Origin of the sequence: Bradyrhizobium sp. AZCC 1693 (assembly GCF_036924745.1) — a bacterium.
Taxonomy (GTDB): Bacteria; Pseudomonadota; Alphaproteobacteria; order Rhizobiales; family Xanthobacteraceae; genus Bradyrhizobium.
The window spans coordinates 4,883,102-4,903,593 of sequence record NZ_JAZHSD010000001.1; the positions used below are offsets into that span (position 1 = coordinate 4,883,102).

Below are 20,492 nucleotides of genomic sequence, written 5' to 3' on the forward strand. Positions count from 1 at the left end.
ATGACATCCCTCAAAGGCAAGACGCTGTTCGTATCCGGCGCCAGCCGCGGCATCGGCCTGGCCATCGCATTACGTGCCGCGGGTGACGGCGCCAATGTCGCGATTGCGGCGAAGACCGCGGAGCCGCACCCGAAGCTCAAGGGCACCATTTACACCGCGGCGGAGGAAATTCGCGCCGCTGGCGGCAAGGCGCTGCCGGTGCTGTGCGACATCCGCGACGAGGCGCAGGTGATCGCGGCGATCGAGCAGACCGTTGCCGAATTCGGCGGCATCGACATCTGCGTCAACAACGCCAGCGCGATCAGCCTGACCAATTCGCAAGGAACCGACATGAAGCGGTTCGACCTGATGATGGGCATTAATACCCGCGGCACCTTCATGGTGTCGAAATATTGCATCCCGCATCTGAAGAAGGCGGCCAATCCGCACATCCTGATGCTGTCGCCGCCGCTCGACATGAAGACAAAATGGTTCGAGCATTCCACCGCCTACACGATGGCGAAGTTCGGCATGAGCATGTGCGTGCTGGGGCTATCAGGTGAATTGAAATCCGCGGGCGTCGCGGTCAACGCGCTGTGGCCGCGCACCACCATCGCTACCGCCGCGGTCGGCAATTTGCTCGGCGGCGACGCCATGATGCGCGCCAGCCGCACCCCCGAGATCATGGGCGATGCCGCGCACGCGATCCTGACCCGCCCGTCGCGCGAATTCACCGGGCAGTTCTGCATCGACGACAAGGTATTGTACGCCTCTGGCGTCAGGGATTTCGAGCACTACCGTGTCGACCGCTCGGTGCCGTTGATGTCGGATTTCTTCGTCCCCGACGACGACGTGCCGCCGCCCGGCGTCACCGTGCAGGCGCTGCCCTCGGTGGGTGCAGCGCAGGCATCGCACTAGAGGCTATCGTCGCTGGTTCCGTTGCGGAGCATGTGAACGTCACGCTGGAGTTCGACGCCTCTGGCACGCTGCAGGGCTCGACCTATATGCAAAGGAAGTAATCGCGGCGGTGCAGCCGTGAGACGATCAGCGCCCGACCACATACGGCCCGCCCTTTTCCAGCGCGCGCGCATAGGCCGGGCGGGCGTGAATGCGTTCGAGAAACGCCATCGCCTTGGGATGACCTACCTCCAGCCCGCCACGCGCCGCGGCGGCCTCCAGCGGAAAGCTCATCTGGATGTCGGCGCCGGTGAATTCGCTGCCGGCGAACCATTCGCTTTTTGCCAGCTCGCCCTCCCAGTAGTCCATATGCTGCTTGAGCTGCGGATTGACGAGCGTGGTCAGCGCCGTGTTGGAGACCTTGCGCACCAGCGGCCGCAGCAGAGCCGGCGCGCGCTTCGGCATCAGTGTGAACAGAAGCTTCAGCAAGAGCGGCGACATCGCGGAGCCTTCGGCATAGTGCAGCCAATAGGTGTAGCGCAGGCGCTCCGGCGTATTGGGCGGCGGGATCAGGCGGCCGTCGCCATAGGTGCCGATGATGTATTCGCAGATCGCGCCGGACTCGGCGATGGTGTTGCCATTGTCGGTAATGACGGGCGATTTGCCGAGCGGGTGGATGGCGCGCAGCTCCTTCGGCGCACGCATGTCCGGCTGGCGCTGGTAGCGGACGATCTCATAGGGCACACCGAGCTCTTCGAGCAGCCACAGCACGCGCTGCGAGCGGGAATTGTTGAGATGATGAACCGTCAGCATGGCGTCCCCTTCAATTGGCCGCCGTTGGTGCCAGCCGGGGAACGGAAAGTCGAGACGGCCATTATAGGCGCGATATATTTACCCGGATGATATTGACAACACAATTTATCCGGGTAAATATAAACCAGCGAAAATCCAGAGTTATCTCCGATGGTTGACAATACCCGTCCCAAATTCACGGCCTTCATGGGCCCGCAACGCCTGGCGGCGGGCCCGCTCGCCGAGGTCGCGATTGCGGTGATGCAGGCTTCCCACAGGCCCGCCGCGCCGCCGATCATCATATTCAGCGACGCGACCGGCCAGCCGATCGATCTTGATCTTCGCGGCACCGAACGCGAAATCATTGCCCGCCTGCCGCAACCCGCCCCGCCTCCGGACCTCGAAACCGAAGAGACGGCGGCAGCGGAGCCGCGTGGGCGCGGACGGCCCAGGCTCGGCGTTGTCGCGCGCGAGGTGACGTTGCTGCCGCGCCATTGGGAGTGGCTCGGCACGCAGCCCGGCGGCGCATCGGTGGCGCTCCGAAAGCTGGTGGAAGAAGCGCGCCGTGCCAATGGCGATGCGGATCGCGCCCGCGCGGCAACGGATGCCGCCTATCGTTTCATGGCTGTCATGGCCGGCAATCTCGCCGGCTTCGAGGAAGCTTCGCGGGCATTGTTCGCCGATGACCGGCGGCGATTCGTCGGTCTCGTCGCGGGCTGGCCCGACGATATCCGCGACCACGTCGTCAAACTCGCCTTCGCCGATCGCGCCGAGCCATAGGCGCGGGTCACACCCCTAGCCGAATTTCCAAAGCCTCTCGCCCGCCACCGCTCCCGGTGCGCGGCAATGATCCGTCACGTCTTCAATGGGAGCAATCGCCGTGTCGAAAACCGCCTGCGCGAGCGAGCGCGAAACGGTGAAGGCGGTTGCCGGCGCGACGCTTTCGGTTGCGGCCGCTTATCCGATCGTGTTCAGCGCCATGTTCGTCCTGCAATTCGGCTATTACACGCTGGTCTGGCGTCGCCGCCCGCTTCGGCGGATGGTGTGACGTCGGGTAAGTCGCGCATTCCCGCGATATTACGATCGTCATAATACTGTGGACGCGCTGCCTGCCTTGCGCCACAATGCGCCAAAACACGGGGAGACTGCCGTGAGTTCAAATCCACAGTTCCTGTTCGATTTCGGCAGCCCCAACGCCTTCCTCAGCCACGAAGCTATACCGGCGATCGAAAAGCGCACCGGGGCGAAGTTCGAATATGTGCCGATCCTGCTCGGCGGCATCTTCAAGGCCACCAACAACAAGTCGCCCGCCGAAACGCTCGCCGGCATCAAGAACAAGCGCGAATTCCACGCGCTGGAGACCGAACGCTTCCTGAAGCGGTTTGGAGTCAAGCCCTATGTCTGGAATCCGTTTTTTCCGGTCAACACGCTGAACTTGATGCGTGCGGCGGTAGCGGCTCAGTTCGAAGGCGTGTTTGAGAAATATGTCGAGGCCGCCTTCCATCACATGTGGGTCGAGCCGAAAAAAATGGATGACCCCGAAGTCGCGGTCGAAGCGCTGGCCTCGTCCGGCCTCGATGCAGCAAAACTGCTGGCGCGCTCGCAGGACACCGATGTCAAGGCGAGGCTGATCGAGAACACCCAGTCCGCCGTCGAGCGCGGTGCGTTCGGCTCGCCGACATTTTTCGTCGGCAAGGAAATGTTTTTCGGCAAGGAGCAGCTTCGCGAAGTCGAGGAAATGGTCTTGGGGAAATAGCCGCGCGGCCGGCCCAAGCCGCTCGGCGGGACATGGTAGGCAGGCGAATCGTAAGTGGCAAATAGCTGACGGTCAGTGGTAATGGTGGCCGGAAGTTTTCGGGCCCGTCATCCGCCAACCCGCTATTCGGCCCTCACCAAAACCAACAATAAAAGGAAGTTGATCCATGCGTATTCTCGTGGTCGGCGCCGGCGCGATCGGCGGCTATTTCGGCGGCAGGCTGCTTCAGGCAGGCAACGACGTGACGTTCCTGGTGCGGCCGAAGCGCGCTTCAGAACTCGCAAGCGCAGGCCTCGTCATCAGGAGTTCCGCCGGCGACGTGACGCTCAAGAGCCCGCCGACGGTCCAGGCCGACAAGCTCGCCGAGAAATTCGACGTCGTGCTGCTGAGCTGCAAGGCGTTCGACCTGGAAGACGCGATCAAGTCGTTTGCGCCCGCGGTCGGGCCGAACACAGCGATTATCCCGCTGCTCAACGGCATGCTGCACCTCAACGTCCTGGACGAGAAATTCGGAGCCGACCGCGTGCTCGGCGGCCTCTGCGCGATCGCGGTGACCCTCAACGAAGCCCGCGAGGTGGTCCAGCTCGCACCGATGCAGTCACTCAATTTTGGCGAGCGCGATGGCGCCATGTCGGAGCGGGTGCGCGCAATCGCGAAGGTGTTTGAGAGCGGTAAGTTCGGCGCCGTGGCCAGCGAACAGATCATGCAGGACATGTGGGAGAAGTGGGTTTTCCTCGCTTCGCTTGCGGCATCGACCTCTCTGATGCGCACCTCCGTCGGCAACATCCTGGCCGCCACCGGCGGCAAGGATTTTCTGCTCGGCATGCTCGACGAATGCAGCGCGATTGCAAAGGCGTCGGGCTATGAACCGGCCGGCCCGTTCTTCCAGCGCACCAGCGGCTTGTTGACGACCGAGGGCTCGCCGATGACCGCCTCGATGTTCCGCGATATCAAAGCGGGCCTGCCAGTCGAGGCCGACCATGTGATCGGCGATCTCGTTGTACGCGCCGACGCGGCGAAGATTCCGGTGCCGAAGCTGCGTATCGCCTATACGCATCTCAAGGCGTATGAGAAGCAGCGCTCCGCGTAGTCACTCGACGCTATAGCAGTCGTCATCACAATCGTCTCAGTCGTCCCTGCGAACGCACTAGTAGATGCACAGATCTTGACTGCGACGGAATGACTCGGCCTTTTGATTTAGCCTTCCCCGGCGCCGGGGCGGCGTGATTCTGTGTGTGGCACTTCGATTCTGTTGAGGTGCCAGATGTTGAACGAACAATTCAGGCTTGGTCGGTTCGGGGACGGTCGTCTCGATAAAGGGGGGCGGCCCTGCTCGAAGGAATGGTCACGCGCGCCAGTTCGTGCTTGCGGCGAGCGGCGGCGGGTGATCGGGCCAAGATCGTCCAATTCGGCCGATTTCTCGCCAATGAGAATGTGACCCTGGAAGCGCTGCTCGCAGGCTGGGGTGAACAAACGGCCGTTGCAGTGGCTGGCCGGCACGTGCTGGCGATCCAGGATACAAGCGAGATCAATTTTAGAACCAAGCCCGAGCGCCGGCGCGGGCTGGGTGAGATCGGCAAAGGGACCGGCCACGGTTTGCTGTTGCATGCAATGGCCACCGTAGATGCCGACAGCGACGCATGTCTGGGTCTGGTTGCCGGGAAGATTTGGACGCGCCAAGGCCGGGTGACGGTTCCGCATGACAAGCGGCCGCTGGAGCAGAAGGAATCGGAGCGTTGGATCAGCACGGCCAATCGAGCCAAGCAGGTATTGTCTGCGGCCGCGATGGTCACGGTGATCGATGATCGCGAGGGCGACATCTATGCCAAATGGGCGAGCGTATCGGACTCAAACTTTCATCTGCTGACGCGGAGCATGCATGATCGCGTGCTGGCGGACGGGGCAAGCATGTATGCCACCGCCGCCAGCTGGCCCATCGTCGACACCGCGACCATTGATGTTGTGGCGCGTGCCGATCGACCCGCCCGGCAAGCCAAACTCATGCTGCGTTTCGGTCGGGTCACCCTCAAACGGCCGCAGAAGGCATCGTCCGATTTACCCAAGACGGTCGAGCTTACTCTGGTCGAGGTCGCTGAAGTCGATCCGCCAGCAGGCGTCGAGCCGCTGCATTGGTACCTGCTGACGACCCATGACGTGAGCGATGTCGCGTCCGCCTGGCAGATCGTTAATTGGTACAAAAAGCGCTGGATTATCGAGCAACTGTTTCGCCTGATCAAAACTCAGGGTCTCCAGCTCGAAGACAGCCGGATCGAAACGGCCGATCGGCTGCTCAAGCTCACCGCGATTGCCGCCAAAGCTGCCGTTATGATCCTGCAACTCGTTCAGGCTCGCGACGGACGCAGCGCCGAGCCCGCCAGCAACGCGTTCAATGAAGAGCAGATCAAACTCCTCGCCGCGCTTGCCACCAAATACGAGGGCAGGACCGCACTCCAAAGCAATCCACATCCGCCGCAAAGCCTGGCTTGGGCCTCATGGATCATCGCTCGCCTCGGCGGATGGGACGGATACCCACGCACCAAACCGGGACCCATCACCATGCGGCATGGCCTCCAATACTTCTTAGGCGTGGCGGCGGCGTGGGCAACCCTCAAAGATGTGCGAATCAACTAGTGCGAACGCAGGGACCCATAGCCACAGGGCGTTGTGAGTTAAGCGAGGCGTCAACCACTGCCTACAATCATTTGGGCCGCGGAGTATGGGTCCCTGCGTTCGCAGGGACGACGTCAGAGATGCGCGAGATAATGCGCGAGCGCCTCGATCTCTTCCTCGCTGAGGGGAAAGGCGACATCCGCCATCGCCGCCATGGCGCCGCCGGCCCGCACGCCGGATTTGTAGTCGCGCAGTGCCTTCACGAGATATTCCTCGCGCTGGCCGGCGACGCGGGCGACCGCCTTGGTGCCGGCGAAGGTATCGGTGTGACATGAAGCGCAGCGCCGGCCGACCGCCGCCTGCGCGCCTTTCGTTGAAAGGCCCGGATTGTCGTCGGGCTTGGGCGTCTTCGGCAGCGGAAGCGAGGCGTAGTAGGCGCCGAGGTTGCGGATGTCCTCATTGTTGAGCTGCTCGACGATCGGCTGCATCTGCTCGTTCTTGCGGGTGCCGGCGCGAAAGAACACGAGCTGCCACTGGATGAAGGGATCGGGCTGGGCGGCGAGCGAGGGGGTGTTCTCCATCTGCGAGATGCCGCCCTCGCCGTGGCAGCCGACACACAGCTCGGCCTTCTCCTTGCCGGCCGCGATATCGGCGGCGCGGGCAGGCGAGCCACAGGTGATTGCCGACGCCAGCACGATCCCGACCAGTGCATTTCGCATGTGAACTCCTCTGCGCCACACCGCAAACAACAGGGGCTGCGGCCACCCGTTCCCGGATAACCGCAGCCCCTGATCGTTGACGTCCTACTTCTTGTAGCTGATGCGATAGATCGCGCCGGCCCAGTCGTCGGCCACCAGGATCGAACCGTCCTTGGCCAGCACGATATCCGCCGGACGGCCGAGATAGCCGGTGTCGCCTTCGAGCCAGCCGGAGGCAAAGATTTCCGACTTGGCGTTCTTGCCGTCGGCATCGACAATCACGCGCTTGATCCGGGCGCCCTGGTACTTGTGCCGGTTCCAGGAGCCATGCTCGGCGATCAGGATGTTGTTCTTGTACTCAGCCGGGAATTGGTCGCCGGTATAGAACTTCATGCCGAGCGGCGCCACGTGTGCGCCGAGATTGACCACGGGCGGCGTGAACTCCGAGCACTTGTGACCCATCGCGAATTTCGGGTCCGGCATATCGCCCTGGTGGCAATAGGGATAGCCGAAATGCTCGCCGATCTTGGAGATCATGTTGAGCTTGTCGCTCGGCATGTCGTCGCTGATCCAGTCGCGCGCGTTCTCCGTGAACCAGTATCGCCCCGAGCGCGGATCGACGTCGCCGCCGACGCTGTTGCGGACGCCGAGCGCCCAGATCTCGGCATTGCCGGTCTTGGGATCGACGCGGCGGATCTGCGAGACGCTGGTCGGGGGGAGGCCGATGTTGAAGGGAGGTCCGAACGGCATATAGAACCAGCCATCCTTGTCGACGGCGATGTATTTCCAGCCATGCGCGACGTAGGATGGCATGTCGTCATACACCACCTTGCCGGCGCCGAGATTGTCGAGATTGGCTTCGGCGTTTTCGTATTTGATCAGCTTGTTGATCGCGACGACGTAGAGCGCGCCATCGAGAAAGGCGAGGCCGGTCGGCATGTTGAGGCCCTTGAGGACAGTCTTGACCTCTCTCTTTCCGCCATTGTCCTTGATCGCATAGACATTGCCGAGGCTGAAGGAGCCGACAAACAGCGTGCCCTTGTCGCCCCAGGCCATCTGCCGCGCCTCCAGAACGTTGGAGGCATAGACTTCTATACTGAAGCCTTGCGGCAGCTTGATCTTCTTCATCGTTGCCGCAAGTTCGGCGTCCGATGCGCCGGTCGGCGGACCGGAGGGCGGCGCCTGGCCCTTCTGGGCCTCGGTCTCGTCGCCGAGGAACCAGTCCGGCGGCGGGTTGGTCCAGAACTCCTTGGTGCCGGACTCGTATTTCTTCAGGGGCTTCTGTTGCGCGTTGGCCTGGCTGGCCCCCACGACAACGAGGACGGCTGCGAGCACAAGAATAGATCGATTGAAAGCCGATTTCATCGCGTCACTCCCTTGGCAGCCTGGCGGCTGCGCCTGTTATTATTTTGAAACGTTCGAGAGGCGAACTTGGTCTGATGAGGTGGGACAGACCAAAAATGGTAACACATCCGATGCGGGAGAGAAGCGGGTGATGCGCGACTCTGTCAGACAAAAACAGACTGAAGGGAAAATTCTTAGCCCGGTTTGTTTGAGACCTTTTTTACGACGGACGCGCTGCATCGCAATATTTGCCGAGAGCCAACGCTTGCTCTGGTCGACGAGCGCCGCACATGGGCAAGCTTCCACAGCAAGGACCGATCATGCGTGTATTCATTCTCGGTGGGACAGGCGTGGTCGGTTCTGCCGTTGTGCGGGAGCTGATTGCGCGCGGGCATGAACTGTTCGGCCTTGCGCGAAGCGGCACGGCCGCAGCGAGGCTTGGCCAATGGGGCGCGACACCGATTGCGGGCGACATCGGATGCCCCGAACCATGGGTCGGAAAGTTGCCGCAACTCGACGCGGTCGTTCACGCAGCATGCGATTTCGACAGCGATATGGGCACGACCGATCGCCGCCTACTGGATGTGCTGCTGCCCACGCTCGCGGCGCAGCGGGACCCGCCGCGCTTGATCTATACCGGCGGCTGCTGGCTGTTCGGCGCGACGGGCGATGAACTCGCGACCGAGGAGACGCCGTTCCGTCCGCTGCCCGCCTTCGCCTGGATGGTGCCGCAACTAAGGCGCGTGCTGACGGCTACCGGCCTCGACGGCATCGTCATCCATCCCGCCATGGTCTACGCACGGGATGGCGGTGTCTTTCATCGCCTGGCACGCGACGCGAAGACGGGTGAGACGGTGAGCGTGGTGGAAAGCGAGGCCGTGCGCTGGCCGCTGGTGCACAACGAGGACCTCGCAAGTCTCTACGCGCTGGCGCTCGAAAGCGCCCCGGCGGGATCGAGCTATATCGGGGCCGCGATCGAAGGGCTTCCGATCGGTCGCATTGCACGCGCCTTCGCAAGGCGTTTTGGCACCGGGAAGATTGAACCGCAGATCGTTCCGGTCGACGCCATCGCGGCTGAACTGGGCGAATGGGCCCGAGGCTATGCACTCGACCAGCGGCTCAGTGGCGCAAAGGCGCGGCGGGAACTTGGCTGGCGGCCAAAACATCTGGATCCGGAAGGCGAAATCGCTCGGCTTGTCTCAAGCTAGTGGCGCTATCTCGTTCGCTTGACGGTGAGGTATGCCGTGCCGCGATTGTTGCGGTAGAGGAGGTCATAGAAGCCTGGCACGCCGATCACGGCGTCGTTGACGAAGACGAACAGTTCTTGTTTGCGATCGGGCGCGATCGTGGGCGCGATATTGAACTGGATTATGTCATCGTAAGGATCAGGCTCGTACGAGCTCTCTTCACCACCGACATGCCCAAACCGAAGCACGATGCGGAACCAGTCCTTAGATAATTCCCGACGCAAGGGCAGAAACAGCGAGAGATATATGCGCTCGTACCAGGCCGGCTGGTCTTTGGCGGAGAAACCCCCAACCGGGGTGCCGATGCGGGTGACGCCATTGAACCATGGCTCACCCGGCTGGATGGTCACATAGTAGCGCGCGCGATGTTCGAGCAGGATGCCTGTTGCCTTGCACAGTTCCGACGTTTTGAATTCGACACGTTTGCTCTGGTTGATTTCAAGCACGGCGGGCTTTGGATCGGCATCGCCGTGAACGCAGGTGTATCCGGCCACGTCCAGGCCATCGTAGGCGAGATGATTCACCACCGCCAATCCGAGATAGAAGAACGCCACCGCGAAGAAAGCCGGCGCGATCGTGCGTTTCAGATGGTCGTGGAAGCCAATGTAAATCGGGCTGCTGCGGAGTCGATAGATCCAGTTGTCGGGCAGGCCTGACGGCGCTTCCGGCGTCTTTCGCCAGATCGAAGCCATCAGATTTGATGTACGACCTGCGATTCGCGAGGATACATACAGCAAACCGGAAACCAGGCCAACCAGAACAAGGAACCAACCCGGCGCGCGTGCATAGCCGTCGATCCACGTCGACGCAAAGCCTGGAAGAAATCCACCGACAAAGCGCACAAAGTCGGACACCCAGCGAATCGGGCTTGTATATTCATCATAGCGTTGCGCGCCGCTCACCAGCGGAAACAGCACCAGCCACACTGTCGCGCCGACAGTCGCGAAATAGGTGATGCGGCGCTTCCAGACCTCGTTCCAGACATGTTCCTGCGCCAGCGCGCGCTGCGCCGCAGCCGCGCTGGCTTCAAACGGTTCTGTGGCTGGGCCGATCCTGAACTTATCGGGCGATACAATCTCGCCGTCTTCCTTGACGACGCGATAATAGGGCGGAAGGCCAACCGGCGCGTAGGCATGCGCGTGGTTTTCGACGCGCCTGAAGACGCTTTCATGAATTTTTGCGATTCCGACGCCGACCTCGTCGTCTTCCTGTTTTCTGGTCTCCGGATACAGGAATGGGACCAGTTTGCGCGGCCCGTAGCGGTAGTAGCCGCCGAGACCTTTGCGCGGGTCGTAGAGCCGTCCGTCCTTGTCCCGCTTGGAAATCGCGTTCTTGAACGTGTCGGGATCGGATATCATCAGGTCAGGATTGGGCGGCTCGTTTGCATAATCCGATTTGAATTTGAGCCCGCATCGCTTGGCCTCGGTAATCATCCAGACGAACGGAATGTAGGCAAGCGCATCGTCGGGATAACCGCCGCCGACATTGGTGTGCACGCCGGCGAACCAGACCTGGCTGATACGTTCGTCCTTGATGAAGCGCCGCCCGTCGACATCGGGCCCAGCGGTGTTGCCGTTGATGCCGGCGGTTTCGTCCCAAAGCTGCGGGTGGAACGTAGTCCGCTCCTCATCGAGCGCCAGCGCCTGGCAGGCGCGCATGACACGAGGCGAGAGACGATTGTTCGGCAGTTCAATCGGCCAGATATACTGATGAATGCCGCGCGTCATCTCGTCGACCGGCATGCCGTAAGCGGCAACCGTGTCCCAAACGCCGACGAACCTGATCTTGACGTTCCTGCGAACCTCTTTCGGAGGATAATGCGGTCCGAACTTGTTGCGGATCCACTGATAGGGCGCTTCAAACTTCAGATGATGGTAGCGGTCCCTGCGATAGGCGCGGTAGGCCGCACTCGCCAGGCTGTGGAGTTCGGCTTCATTGTCGGCTTTGACAAGGCCCTGGCTGTCGATCAACCCCATCACGATCCGGATCGTGAAGGCGCCGCGGCTGAAGCCGAAGCCGAACAGCTCGTCGTCGGCATCGCGATAGTTGCGGCAGGCGAATTTGTAGAGGGCGATGACGTTGCGCCGGAGGCCGAGACCGAACGCGCCACCGAGGATCGCCATCGGTTTGAATGACGAGGTGCCGACGCCGTCGTCGTAAAATGCGACCTGGTCATTGTTCGAAAGATCCAGCGCCTCGAAGGTGCGCCAGACGTTGGTTCGCCAGACTTTTGCTGAAGAATTGCCGGTGCCGTCGGATAGCAGAATGATTTTTCGGCCCATGAAATTGCCCCGCCGAGTGATGAAGAGACCCCACAATCTCTGGTCCAGGAGAATTACACGCTCCGCTCGAACCAAGGGAGAGCTGGATCACATCGCGGGCTCAAAAAGCGACAAGGCCGCCCAAAGGCGGCCTGTCGATGATCCGGTAATTTGCCATAGAAGAAAATCTGGAGCGGGCGAAGGGGCTCGAACCCTCGACCCCGACCTTGGCAAGGTCGTGCTCTACCACTGAGCTACACCCGCATCCGAGATGGCGGCGAACGCTCGCCGTCAACGGCAGACCTATGCCAAATGCCGACCGTGAATGCAACAGTCCGCGTGCGATCCGTTGTCACGCGGATAATCCGATTTCATTAACAATTGGGAGCGAATCGGTCCGAAACAACGCCTAAACGGGGTTTGTCGGCCCCTATACCCAGCCCGGGAACCTAAGGGTCCGGCCGCCGGCGCGATGCGCGGGCGATTCGAGCCATTTTTTCGAACAAGCCTCCCAACGTCCGCTGTCAATTCGTCCCGCACGTCGCAATCGAAGGGCCTTGGCTTGCCTCGACGGGGCATCGACGTTCCAGCGGGGTTCCGCCCCCTCGCCCGATGACGCGGCGGCACCCTGCCGATTGAATTTTGTGGCCAAGCCGCCATCTAGCGGAGGAGGAACTTCGCCCCTAGCCGTGCTAGAACGGGCCCGAATTCCAAAGACATCTTCTCAAGACATCAGGCGAGGATACCGTGACGATAGTTGAGCAGGGCGGCGGCCCGGCGCCGCAGGCAGCACCCGATCTGATCAAGGAGACGACCACCCAGACCTTCGTGAAGGATGTCATCGAGGAATCGAAGCGGCAGCCGGTGCTGATCGATTTCTGGGCGCCCTGGTGCGGCCCCTGCCGTCAGCTCACGCCCGCTCTCGAAAAGGCAGTCCGCGCGGCCAAGGGCAAGGTCAAGCTGGTCAAGATGAATATCGACGAGCATCCGGCCATCCCCGGTCAGATGGGCATTCAGTCGATCCCGGCCGTGATCGCGTTCGTGGGCGGCCAGCCCGCCGACGGCTTCATGGGCGCGGTGCCGGAGAGCCAGATCAACGCCTTCATCGACAAACTCACCAAGGGCATGACGGCGCCGGGCGAGCCGAATATCGCCGAGATTCTGCAAGAGGCCGAGGCCGTACTGGCGGAAGGCGATCCGGCCGGCGCAGCCCAGATCTACGCCGAGGTGCTCGCGCACGATTCCACCAATATCGCGGCGCTGGCAGGGCTGGCGAAATGCTACGTGACATCTGGCGCCATCGAACAGGCCAGGCAGACCCTCGGGATGGTGCCGGAGTCGAAGCGCAATGACGCCGCCGTCAAGGCGGTGCAGGCCTCGATCGATCTCGCCGAGCAGGCCCAGGCGGTCGGCCCGGTGACCGAGCTGGAACAGAAAGTCGCCGCAAACCCGCTCGACCATCAGGCGCGATTCGATCTGGCGACCGCGCTCAACGCCCAGGGCAACCGCGCCGAGGCGACCAACCAGTTGCTCGAAATCGTCAAGCGCGATCGCAAGTGGAATGACGACGGTGCGCGCAAGCAGTTGGTGCAGTTCTTCGAAGCATGGGGCGGCGCCGACGAGGCGACCGTCGATGGACGCAAGCGGCTGTCGACGATCCTGTTTTCGTAGGGCCCGTTCCATAAAAGTGGGAACCGGTTTTATGACCAGAATACCCACCAAACCAACAAACTAACGCCGGGACTGCAAATGCCGATCAATGCCGAATACCGCGGACCCGGCGAGCTTCCCGAAATCATTCCGGTGTTTCCGTTGCCGGGCGCGCTGTTGCTGCCGCGCGGCCAGATGCCGCTCAATATTTTCGAGCCGCGCTATCTGGCGATGGTGGACGATGCGCTGCGCGACGGTCACCGGCTGATCGGGATGATCCAGCCGGATATTTCCCACAGCAGGGACGAGGCAAGGCCGGAGCTGTTCCGGGTCGGCTGTGTCGGCCGCATCACGCAGCTCGCCGAATCCGGCGACGGCCGCTACATCCTGGAACTTACCGGCGTCGCCCGCTTCAAGGTGGTCGAGGAAGTCACCGCCCTGACCGCGTACCGGCAATGCAAGGTGGATTTCTTCCCCTATGCCGACGATTTCGTTGCGCGCAAAGGCGAAGAAGCCGTCGATCGCGCGGCCTTGCTCGACGTGCTGACTGATTTTCTCGAAGCCAACAATCTGAAGGTGGATTGGGAAGGCATCGAGAGCGCGCCGAACGAGGCGCTGGTCAATGCGCTGGCGATGATGTCTCCATATGGACCGGCGGAGAAGCAGGCGATGCTGGAAGCGACCGACCTGAAAACCCGCGCCGAAATCCTGATCGCGGTGACCGAAATGGACCTCGCCAAGAAGCGCACCAGCGGCGACACCGGGCTGCAGTAGACGCTGAGCCTCAGCCAGAGCGGTTTGGTTAGATGCGTTGCGATGGTCCGAGCGCAGCTAGCTCTAGCTAGTGTCCGCATGTCGTCCGCTTGACGGCCCGTTCAGCGCGCCACGCTCCTGGCAGCCCTGCGCCGTCGCACGGTCTGAGCCTGCGTGCGCAGCATTGCAAGAACTTTGGCGCCATCCATCGGTCTGCCAAGATAATAGCCCTGCATTTCAGTGCATGCCTCCGCATGGAGGATTTCCAGCTGTTCCTTCGTTTCGACCCCTTCGGCCGTCGTCGTCCTGCCGAGACTGACGGCGAATCGGACCACCGCGCGTGCGATCAGGCGTGATTCCTCTTTTGCATCCGACAGCGCGCTGACGAAGCTGCGATCGATCTTGATTTTGTCGAATGGAAACCTCTGAAGAAGACTGAGTGATGAGTAGCCGGTACCAAAATCGTCCAGGGCTACTCGCACGCCCAGTTTATGCAGCTGATCAAGCGCAGCGAACACAGCCTCGCTGTCATGCATGGTGACCGTCTCGGTGACCTCGAGCTCGAGTCTTTGCGGCGCAATTCCCGAATTCGCAAGCGCGCCTACGATGATCGAAACCAGCTCCTTGCTCCTGAATTGAGCGGGTGACAGATTTATTGCGATCTTGAGATCGGCAGGCCACTTGGCCGCCTCGGCACAGGCGGCCCTCAACACCCACTCCCCGAGAGGCACGATCAAGCCTGTTTCTTCCGCAAGCGGGATAAATTCGGCCGGCATGACCAAACCGCGCTGGGGATGATGCCAGCGCAGCAACGCCTCAAAGCCGCTGGGTTCTCCACTCACGACATTGATGAACGGTTGGTAGTGGAGCTCGAATCCGCCGTTGGCAAGTGCGTCACGCATATCCCGCTCCAGGTTGCGACGGGCATGCATGAGCTGGTCGAGCTCCGGCTCGAAGAAGCGGAATGAACCACGTCCGCCACTCTTGGCGGAATAAAGGGCGAGATCCGCGCTCTTGAGGATTTCGTCGGGATTGGTTCCGTCGCGTGGCGCGATGGCGATGCCGATGCTGGTGCCGATGGTCACCTGATGTTCGCCAAGATCGAACGGTTCGCAAAGCGCGTGGCTGATTTTTTCGGCAAGGGCCGTGGCTTCGACGACGGGATTGGTCACGTAGTCGATCACGGCGAACTCGTCGCCGCCCAGCCGTGCAATCAGGGCCGTATCGCGGATGCATTCGAGCAGCCGCGCGGCGACGGCTTGCAGCAGCTTGTCGCCTGCCGGATGACCGAGCGTGTCGTTGACCTCCTTGAAGCGGTCGAGATCGAGCATCAACACGGCAAGGCCGAATCCTCCCTCGCGGGTGATTGCAAGGGCGTGCTCCATGCGCACTCTCAGCCGCACGCGATTTGGCAGGTCCGTCAGCGCGTCATGCTGGGCCATATGGATGATCCTGGCCTCGGACTGCCGCTGCTCGGTGACGTCGAGGTGCGTTGCCACCCATCCGCCGCCCACCATTGGCTGTCGGGTAACGCAGATCAATCGACCGTCCGCGAATTCGTCGGTCCTGCTGGTGGTTGCGTCGGGTGGTAACGCATTCAACGTCGAGAGCAACCGCTTCGCCGCGCTTTCGCTGGTCTCGCCCTTGAGGATGCCGTTCGCAATCCGATGCTTGATGATTTGTTGATGCGGTGTTCCCGCCTTCAACAGTTCCGGCGGCAGCCGATACATTTTGGCATAACGATCATTGCATACCACGAGCCGCTTCTCTGCATCGAACATGCAGAGGCCCTCCCCCATGTGGTTGATGGCGGTATCCAGTCTGAGTTTTTGTTCCTGCAATTCTCTTTGCGATCCTTCAACCTCCTGCCGGGCGAGCGACAACTGGCTGATGATTTCTTCGAATTTGCGGGTTCGGTTGGCAAGGCGGCGATCCGCGAGAACGCCGATCAGGCTCATTCCGAGCACCGATAGAGCCACGCCGGCGATTGCAAGGGCGAGGAAGGTCGGAGAAAGCGACAGGCCGTGGGATATCTGTGTCGGATCGGGAATGATTAGCACGGCGCCCATGGCCGTAAAATGATGCGAGACGATTGCGAGCGTCAGCAGCAGCGCCGCTGCAAGCGTCCCCCATTTATTCTTGTGGCGTAGCGCGATCGCCAGCGCGGCATAGCCGAAGAACATGCCGAGCACGATCGAGACGAACACGAGGTCCAAGGCCCAGGTCACGCGGCCCGGCACTTCGAGCGCCCACATACCGAGATAGTGCATGCCCGCAATGCCGCCGCCGATGACGATACCGCCAGCAGCAACGCGCCACCGGTCGGGGTCGCTGGCAGCAATTCCAAAGCCACAGGACGTCAGTACCATGGCCACGGCGAGCGACAGTGCGGTCAGGACGATGCCATAACCGGTTGATACACCGGGCTCGTAGGCGAGCATTGCAACGAAGTGCGTCGCCCAAATCCCATAGCCGATCGCAGCGCCGGCAATTGCAATCCAGATCAGGCGCGTTCGTGCCTGCGAGGCGGTGGCGCGATGAAAGATGTTGACCGCGACAATGCTTGCAACGAAGCAAACCAGACCGGCGAGCAGTACAAGCCGCCAATCATGCTCGGCGGTAAGACACGTAAATATGCGAAACATGCAATTGGTCCATCTTCAATCCTACGACGGTTGTCTGATTAAGCTTTCAGCGCGTTAATTTCGTGCAATGCCCGGTTGCATGCCTACCGGAACGTAAATGCTGTTTACACAATGATTCCAAAGGCTAAGAGCCGTTGCGCACGCGACGGGACACGGCTCCCCGTATTCGTACGGGGGCTTGGAGGCCATCCCCGTTCCGGAGAGCCGGCGCGAGTCCACGGAAATGCCGGAGAACCCGACATGCCACATCAACCGGTGAGGCCGGGAGTCCGCGCCGGCTAATATCCCGCGACCGCCATCGCCACCACGGCGCTCAGCGCCATCCAGCCAAAATGTTTGCCGCGCGTCGCCCAGGCATTGGCGAACGCAGCGAAGCCGAACACGCAAGCGATCGTGACGATGATCCAGTGCCGTGCTGGCTCCGATTCCATCCAGGGTGCGGCGAGCAACAGCACGCCGCCACCGATCCACGCTACGGTGCCGGCATGCCAGACCAGATGGATCAGCGTGCGCAGCCGCGCCGGCTCGATGGTCGCCCGTGCAAAGACCTTGGTTTCGCCGAGCACGCCGTGGATCAGGGCAACCGCAATTGCGGCGAGGCCGGAACATTGCAGCAAGAGATCGCGCATCGGATCCTCCATACAGTGCTGTATGGTTATGGCGCATGCGCTGGCTCCTGTCAATACAGTGGTGTATGGTGCGGTATTGCGGGAACGACCATGAGCGATCAACTCTCGGCCAAAGACTGGCTCGATCAGGGCCTCAAGACGCTGGCGCAGAAGGGTTTCACGGCCCTGAAGGCGGAACCTTTGGCGAAGGCGATGGGGGTCTCACGCGGCAGCTTTTACTGGCATTTCGCCGATATCAACGCGTTCCGTGCGGCCATCCTCGCGCATTGGCGCGAGGTGGCCGCCGAGCAGATCATCGCCAATGTCGAAGCCGCCGCGAAAGATGAAAACCCGCTGGCGTTGCTGCTGAGCCGGGTATTTAGCGAAAAGCTGACGCTGGAGAAGGCGGTCCGCACCTGGGCCAGCGTCGATCCCGCCGCCCGCGCCGCCATGCAGGCGATTGACCGGCGGCGGCTCAGCTATGTCGAAAACCTTTTATTGCAGTTCGGCTTGCGGGCGGAAGTGGCCCGCGCCCGCGCCCAACTCCTCTATTGGGCGTTTCTCGGCTACGCGCTATCGGACCAGGCCTTGCCGAAGGCGCGGCAGCAGGCCGTGCTCGACGAAATGTTGCAAATGGCCCAGCGCTAGCTCGCGCAGTTACAGGCCGGGTCCAATATGCTAAGGACCGCGGTAAACCGGAGACCGCAAATGAATGCCACGCCCGAACGCCTCGACAGCACCGTCGATCCAAAGCTGTTGGAGATCCTGGTCTGTCCGGTGACCAAGGGCCCGCTCGAATTCGATTCGACCCGGCAGGAACTGATCTCGCGCTCGGCCAAGCTCGCCTACCCGATCCGCGACGGCATCCCGATCATGCTGCCGGAAGAGGCGCGAAAGATCGAGTGACGAAAGCGGCGAATGGTGAGTGGCGAATAGCGGAAATTCCATTCGCTACTCCCTATTCGCCATTCGCCTTCTACAGCGCCTCACCCTTCAACAGCCGCGGTACCTCGCCGGACAATCCCGCGGCCTGCCGGATGAAAAGGCTCTTCAGCGGCGGCGCGCGATCGACGAGGCCGAGCCCGATATCGCGCACGGCTCGCAACAAATTCGATTCGTTCGAGAACAGGAAGTTCAGCGAATTGGTGGCAAGCCCCATCGCCATTGTGTCGAAGCGCCGCCAGCGCTGGTAGCGGTCGAGCACGTCGGCCTGCCCGGGATCGATGCCGAGCCGCGCCGCATCGACCACGACTTCGGCCAGCGCGGCGATGTCCTTCAGGCCCATGTTGAGGCCCTGCCCCGCGATCGGATGAATGACGTGCGCAGCATCGCCGACCAGCGCCAGCCGCTCGGCGATGAATGAGCGGGCGACGAAATAGCCAAGCGGAAACGCGCGAGGCTTGTCGAGCGCCTTGATCTCGCCGAGGTGCAGCCCGAAGCGCTTCTCGAGTTCATCGTGGAACTCGGCTTCGCCGAGCGCGGTGATGCGCGCGGCCTCGGTGCGGCTCTCGGTCCATACCAGCGACGAGCGCTTGCCGGTCAGCGGCAGGATCGCGAACGGACCCGCGGGAAGAAAATGCTCTTCGGCGCGGCCCTGATGATCGCGCTCATGGCCGACGGTGACGACGATGCCGGATTGATCGTAGTCCCAGCCATGGGTGGCAATGCCGGCGCGCTCGCGCAGTTTTGAGCGCGCGCCGTCGGCGGCCACCAGCAGGCTTGCCTCGACGACATTGCCGTCGGCGAGCGTCACGGTGACGCCATCGGAACGCGAATCGTGGGTCGAAACCGCCGTGGCCCGGAGATCGATGCCTTCAGCCTCGGCGCGAGCCACCAGCGCATCGATCAGACGGCGATTTTCGACCATGTGGGCGAAGGGTTCGCCGGGTTCGACATTTCCCGCAAAGGTCAGGAACACCGGACGGGTGGCATCCTCCAGCTTGGAATCGGTGACGACCATGTCGAGGATCGGCTGGGAGTCGGATACCTTGTCCCAGACGCCGAGCGCCTCGAACAACCGCCGGCACGCGGCCACGATCGCGGTCGCCCGCGGATCGCGGCTCGGCCGCGTGGCAAGTGCCGGATCGGCAACGATGACGGGAATATCGGGGCCCAGGCCCTGACGGAACGCCAGCGCCAGCGCCAGCCCTGCAAAGGCGCCGCCACAGATGACAATGCTTCGCTGTGCCGCCATGCGATCCTTGCCCGGTTACTTCGTCAGACTACGCTTGCTACCTGATTATAGCTGGGCGAAACAGGGCCGAGAAACAAGGCTTATGTCACCCCGTCATTCCGGGGCACATGTCAGCGTGAACCCGGAATCTCGAGATTCCGGGTTCAACGCTTCGCATCGCCCCGGAATGACGCAAAATGTTCGACCGAAAGCACGCCATGTCCAAAGGCCTCATTGACCTGATTTCGATCCTCGATCTCGAACAGCTCGAGGTGAACCTGTTTAGAGGCAACAGCCCAAAGACGAGCTGGCAACGGGTATTCGGCGGCCAGGTGATCGGACAGGCGATGGTGGCGGCTTGCCGCACCGTCGAGGGCCGCCTGCCGCATTCAATCCATTGCTATTTCATCCTGCCCGGCGATCCGCAGATCCCGATCATCTACCAGGTCGAACGCCTGCGCGACGGCAAGAGCTATTCGACCCGTCGCGTCACCGCGATCCAGCATGGCAACGCGATCTTCTCGATCATGGTGTCGTTCCATGCGGAAGAGGAAGGCGCGTTCAACCATCAGGAAAAGATGCCGGATGTTCCGCCGCCGGAAAAACTCACGGCGGAAGAAGTGTCGAAGCAGCCGATGTTCAAGGAGATGCCGGAATTCATCCGCCGCTATTACGAATCCGACCGGCCGATCGAGCTGCGCCCGGTCGAGCTCGGCCGCTATTTCGGCCAGAAGATCGACGACGGGCGCATCCATGTCTGGATTCGCACCGCGGCCAAGTTGCCCGACGATCCCGCGCTGCATTTGTGCGCGCTGGCGTATGCGTCGGATTTCTCGCTGCTCGATGCGGTGATGGCGCGCTACGGCCGCACCCTGTTCGACAAGCGGATGATGCCGGCGAGCCTCGACCACGCGATGTGGTTTCACCGGCCGTTCCGCGCCGATGAATGGCTACTCTACGCGCAGGACTCCCCGAGCGCGCAAGACGGCCGCGGATTGACCCGCGGCCTGATCTTCAAGCCCGACGGCACGCTGGTGGCGTCGGTCGCCCAGGAGGGCTCGGTGCGCCAGCGCAAGTGA

Annotated in this window: 20 protein-coding genes and 1 tRNA gene; 13 read left to right on the top strand and 8 right to left on the bottom strand. The window is 61.9% G+C overall.

Annotated elements, in window-relative coordinates; all coding sequences use genetic code 11:
* Positions 1–897 (top strand): SDR family oxidoreductase, encoded by an 897-nt coding sequence (locus V1293_RS23300; RefSeq protein ID WP_334512543.1) that lies wholly within the window; start codon positions 1–3, stop codon positions 895–897.
* Between the two features lie 126 nt (positions 898–1,023).
* Here the strand turns inward: V1293_RS23300 and V1293_RS23305 are convergent, their stop codons facing one another.
* The gene (locus V1293_RS23305; protein ID WP_334512545.1) at positions 1,024–1,689 is read right to left on the bottom strand and encodes a glutathione S-transferase family protein; all 666 of its coding nucleotides are present in this window, start codon (positions 1,687–1,689) and stop codon (positions 1,024–1,026) included.
* 150 nt (positions 1,690–1,839) lie between these two features.
* On the opposite strand from V1293_RS23305, the gene V1293_RS23310 reads away from it, so the two are divergent.
* The 5 genes from V1293_RS23310 (at position 1,840) to V1293_RS23330 (ending at position 6,055) form a co-directional block, all read left to right on the top strand.
* A complete protein-coding gene (locus V1293_RS23310; protein ID WP_334512547.1) occupies positions 1,840–2,448 on the top strand; it encodes a DUF2239 family protein in 609 nt (202 codons plus the stop codon).
* Between the two features lie 100 nt (positions 2,449–2,548).
* Positions 2,549–2,716, top strand: a complete 168-nt coding sequence (locus tag V1293_RS23315) for a hypothetical protein (protein ID WP_334512548.1) — start codon at positions 2,549–2,551, stop codon at positions 2,714–2,716.
* Between the two features lie 102 nt (positions 2,717–2,818).
* Complete coding sequence (locus V1293_RS23320) at positions 2,819–3,424, top strand: 2-hydroxychromene-2-carboxylate isomerase (protein ID WP_334512549.1); 606 nt, start codon at positions 2,819–2,821, stop codon at positions 3,422–3,424.
* Between the two features lie 166 nt (positions 3,425–3,590).
* On the top strand, positions 3,591–4,514 hold the full coding sequence (gene panE, locus V1293_RS23325; protein WP_334512550.1) for a 2-dehydropantoate 2-reductase: 924 nt from the start codon (positions 3,591–3,593) through the stop codon (positions 4,512–4,514).
* Between the two features lie 251 nt (positions 4,515–4,765).
* Entirely contained in the window at positions 4,766–6,055 is a 1,290-nt protein-coding gene (locus tag V1293_RS23330; RefSeq protein ID WP_334512553.1) for an IS4 family transposase, read from the top strand.
* A 113-nt stretch (positions 6,056–6,168) separates the two neighbouring features.
* Here V1293_RS23330 and V1293_RS23335 read toward each other — a convergent pair whose 3' ends face one another.
* Positions 6,169–6,753 (bottom strand): c-type cytochrome, encoded by a 585-nt coding sequence (locus V1293_RS23335; RefSeq protein WP_334512556.1) that lies wholly within the window; start codon positions 6,751–6,753, stop codon positions 6,169–6,171.
* A gap of 84 nt (positions 6,754–6,837) precedes the next feature.
* Positions 6,838–8,097 carry a PQQ-dependent sugar dehydrogenase gene (locus V1293_RS23340; RefSeq protein WP_334512558.1) on the bottom strand — a complete coding sequence of 420 codons (1,260 nt, stop codon included), beginning with the start codon at positions 8,095–8,097 and terminating at the stop codon, positions 6,838–6,840.
* A 299-nt stretch (positions 8,098–8,396) separates the two neighbouring features.
* Here V1293_RS23340 and V1293_RS23345 point away from each other — a divergent pair, with 299 nt between their 5' ends.
* Complete coding sequence (locus V1293_RS23345; protein ID WP_334512560.1) at positions 8,397–9,284, top strand: NAD-dependent epimerase/dehydratase family protein; 888 nt, start codon at positions 8,397–8,399, stop codon at positions 9,282–9,284.
* A 5-nt stretch (positions 9,285–9,289) separates the two neighbouring features.
* On the opposite strand, the gene V1293_RS23350 is transcribed toward V1293_RS23345, so the two are convergent.
* Entirely contained in the window at positions 9,290–11,605 is a 2,316-nt protein-coding gene (locus V1293_RS23350; protein ID WP_334512561.1) for a DUF2235 domain-containing protein, read from the bottom strand.
* 168 nt (positions 11,606–11,773) lie between these two features.
* Positions 11,774–11,848: transfer RNA gene (locus V1293_RS23355), tRNA-Gly, on the bottom strand.
* A gap of 483 nt (positions 11,849–12,331) precedes the next feature.
* Here V1293_RS23355 and trxA point away from each other — a divergent pair.
* Together trxA and V1293_RS23365 are read left to right on the top strand one after the other, a co-directional pair.
* Positions 12,332–13,255, top strand: coding sequence for a thioredoxin (trxA, locus tag V1293_RS23360; RefSeq protein WP_334512563.1), 924 nt, complete (start codon positions 12,332–12,334; stop codon positions 13,253–13,255).
* A gap of 78 nt (positions 13,256–13,333) precedes the next feature.
* On the top strand, positions 13,334–14,008 hold the full coding sequence (locus V1293_RS23365; protein ID WP_334512564.1) for an LON peptidase substrate-binding domain-containing protein: 675 nt from the start codon (positions 13,334–13,336) through the stop codon (positions 14,006–14,008).
* 101 nt (positions 14,009–14,109) lie between these two features.
* Here V1293_RS23365 and V1293_RS23370 read toward each other — a convergent pair whose 3' ends face one another.
* Positions 14,110–16,581: a bifunctional diguanylate cyclase/phosphodiesterase gene (locus V1293_RS23370; RefSeq protein WP_334516868.1), complete on the bottom strand. Its 2,472-nt coding sequence runs from the start codon at positions 16,579–16,581 to the stop codon at positions 14,110–14,112.
* Between V1293_RS23370 and V1293_RS23375 the strand changes: the two genes are divergently transcribed.
* Positions 16,525–16,674, top strand: coding sequence for a hypothetical protein (locus tag V1293_RS23375; protein ID WP_334517084.1), 150 nt, complete (start codon positions 16,525–16,527; stop codon positions 16,672–16,674). The two genes, V1293_RS23370 and V1293_RS23375, sit on opposite strands and share 57 nt — an antisense overlap.
* 236 nt (positions 16,675–16,910) lie before the next feature.
* Here the strand turns inward: V1293_RS23375 and V1293_RS23380 are convergent, their stop codons facing one another.
* Positions 16,911–17,261 carry a hypothetical protein gene (locus V1293_RS23380; protein WP_334512565.1) on the bottom strand — a complete coding sequence of 117 codons (351 nt, stop codon included), beginning with the start codon at positions 17,259–17,261 and terminating at the stop codon, positions 16,911–16,913.
* A gap of 90 nt (positions 17,262–17,351) precedes the next feature.
* Here V1293_RS23380 and V1293_RS23385 point away from each other — a divergent pair, with 90 nt between their 5' ends.
* Both V1293_RS23385 and V1293_RS23390 read left to right on the top strand, forming a co-directional pair.
* Positions 17,352–17,888 (top strand): TetR/AcrR family transcriptional regulator, encoded by a 537-nt coding sequence (locus V1293_RS23385; protein ID WP_334512567.1) that lies wholly within the window; start codon positions 17,352–17,354, stop codon positions 17,886–17,888.
* Between the two features lie 60 nt (positions 17,889–17,948).
* Positions 17,949–18,146, top strand: a complete 198-nt coding sequence (locus V1293_RS23390) for a Trm112 family protein (protein WP_334487762.1) — start codon at positions 17,949–17,951, stop codon at positions 18,144–18,146.
* A gap of 70 nt (positions 18,147–18,216) precedes the next feature.
* On the opposite strand, the gene V1293_RS23395 is transcribed toward V1293_RS23390, so the two are convergent.
* Positions 18,217–19,434: a ubiquinone biosynthesis hydroxylase gene (locus tag V1293_RS23395; protein ID WP_334512569.1), complete on the bottom strand. Its 1,218-nt coding sequence runs from the start codon at positions 19,432–19,434 to the stop codon at positions 18,217–18,219.
* Positions 19,435–19,631: 197 nt separating this feature from the next.
* Between V1293_RS23395 and tesB the strand changes: the two genes are divergently transcribed.
* A complete protein-coding gene (gene tesB, locus V1293_RS23400; protein ID WP_108520136.1) occupies positions 19,632–20,492 on the top strand; it encodes an acyl-CoA thioesterase II in 861 nt (286 codons plus the stop codon).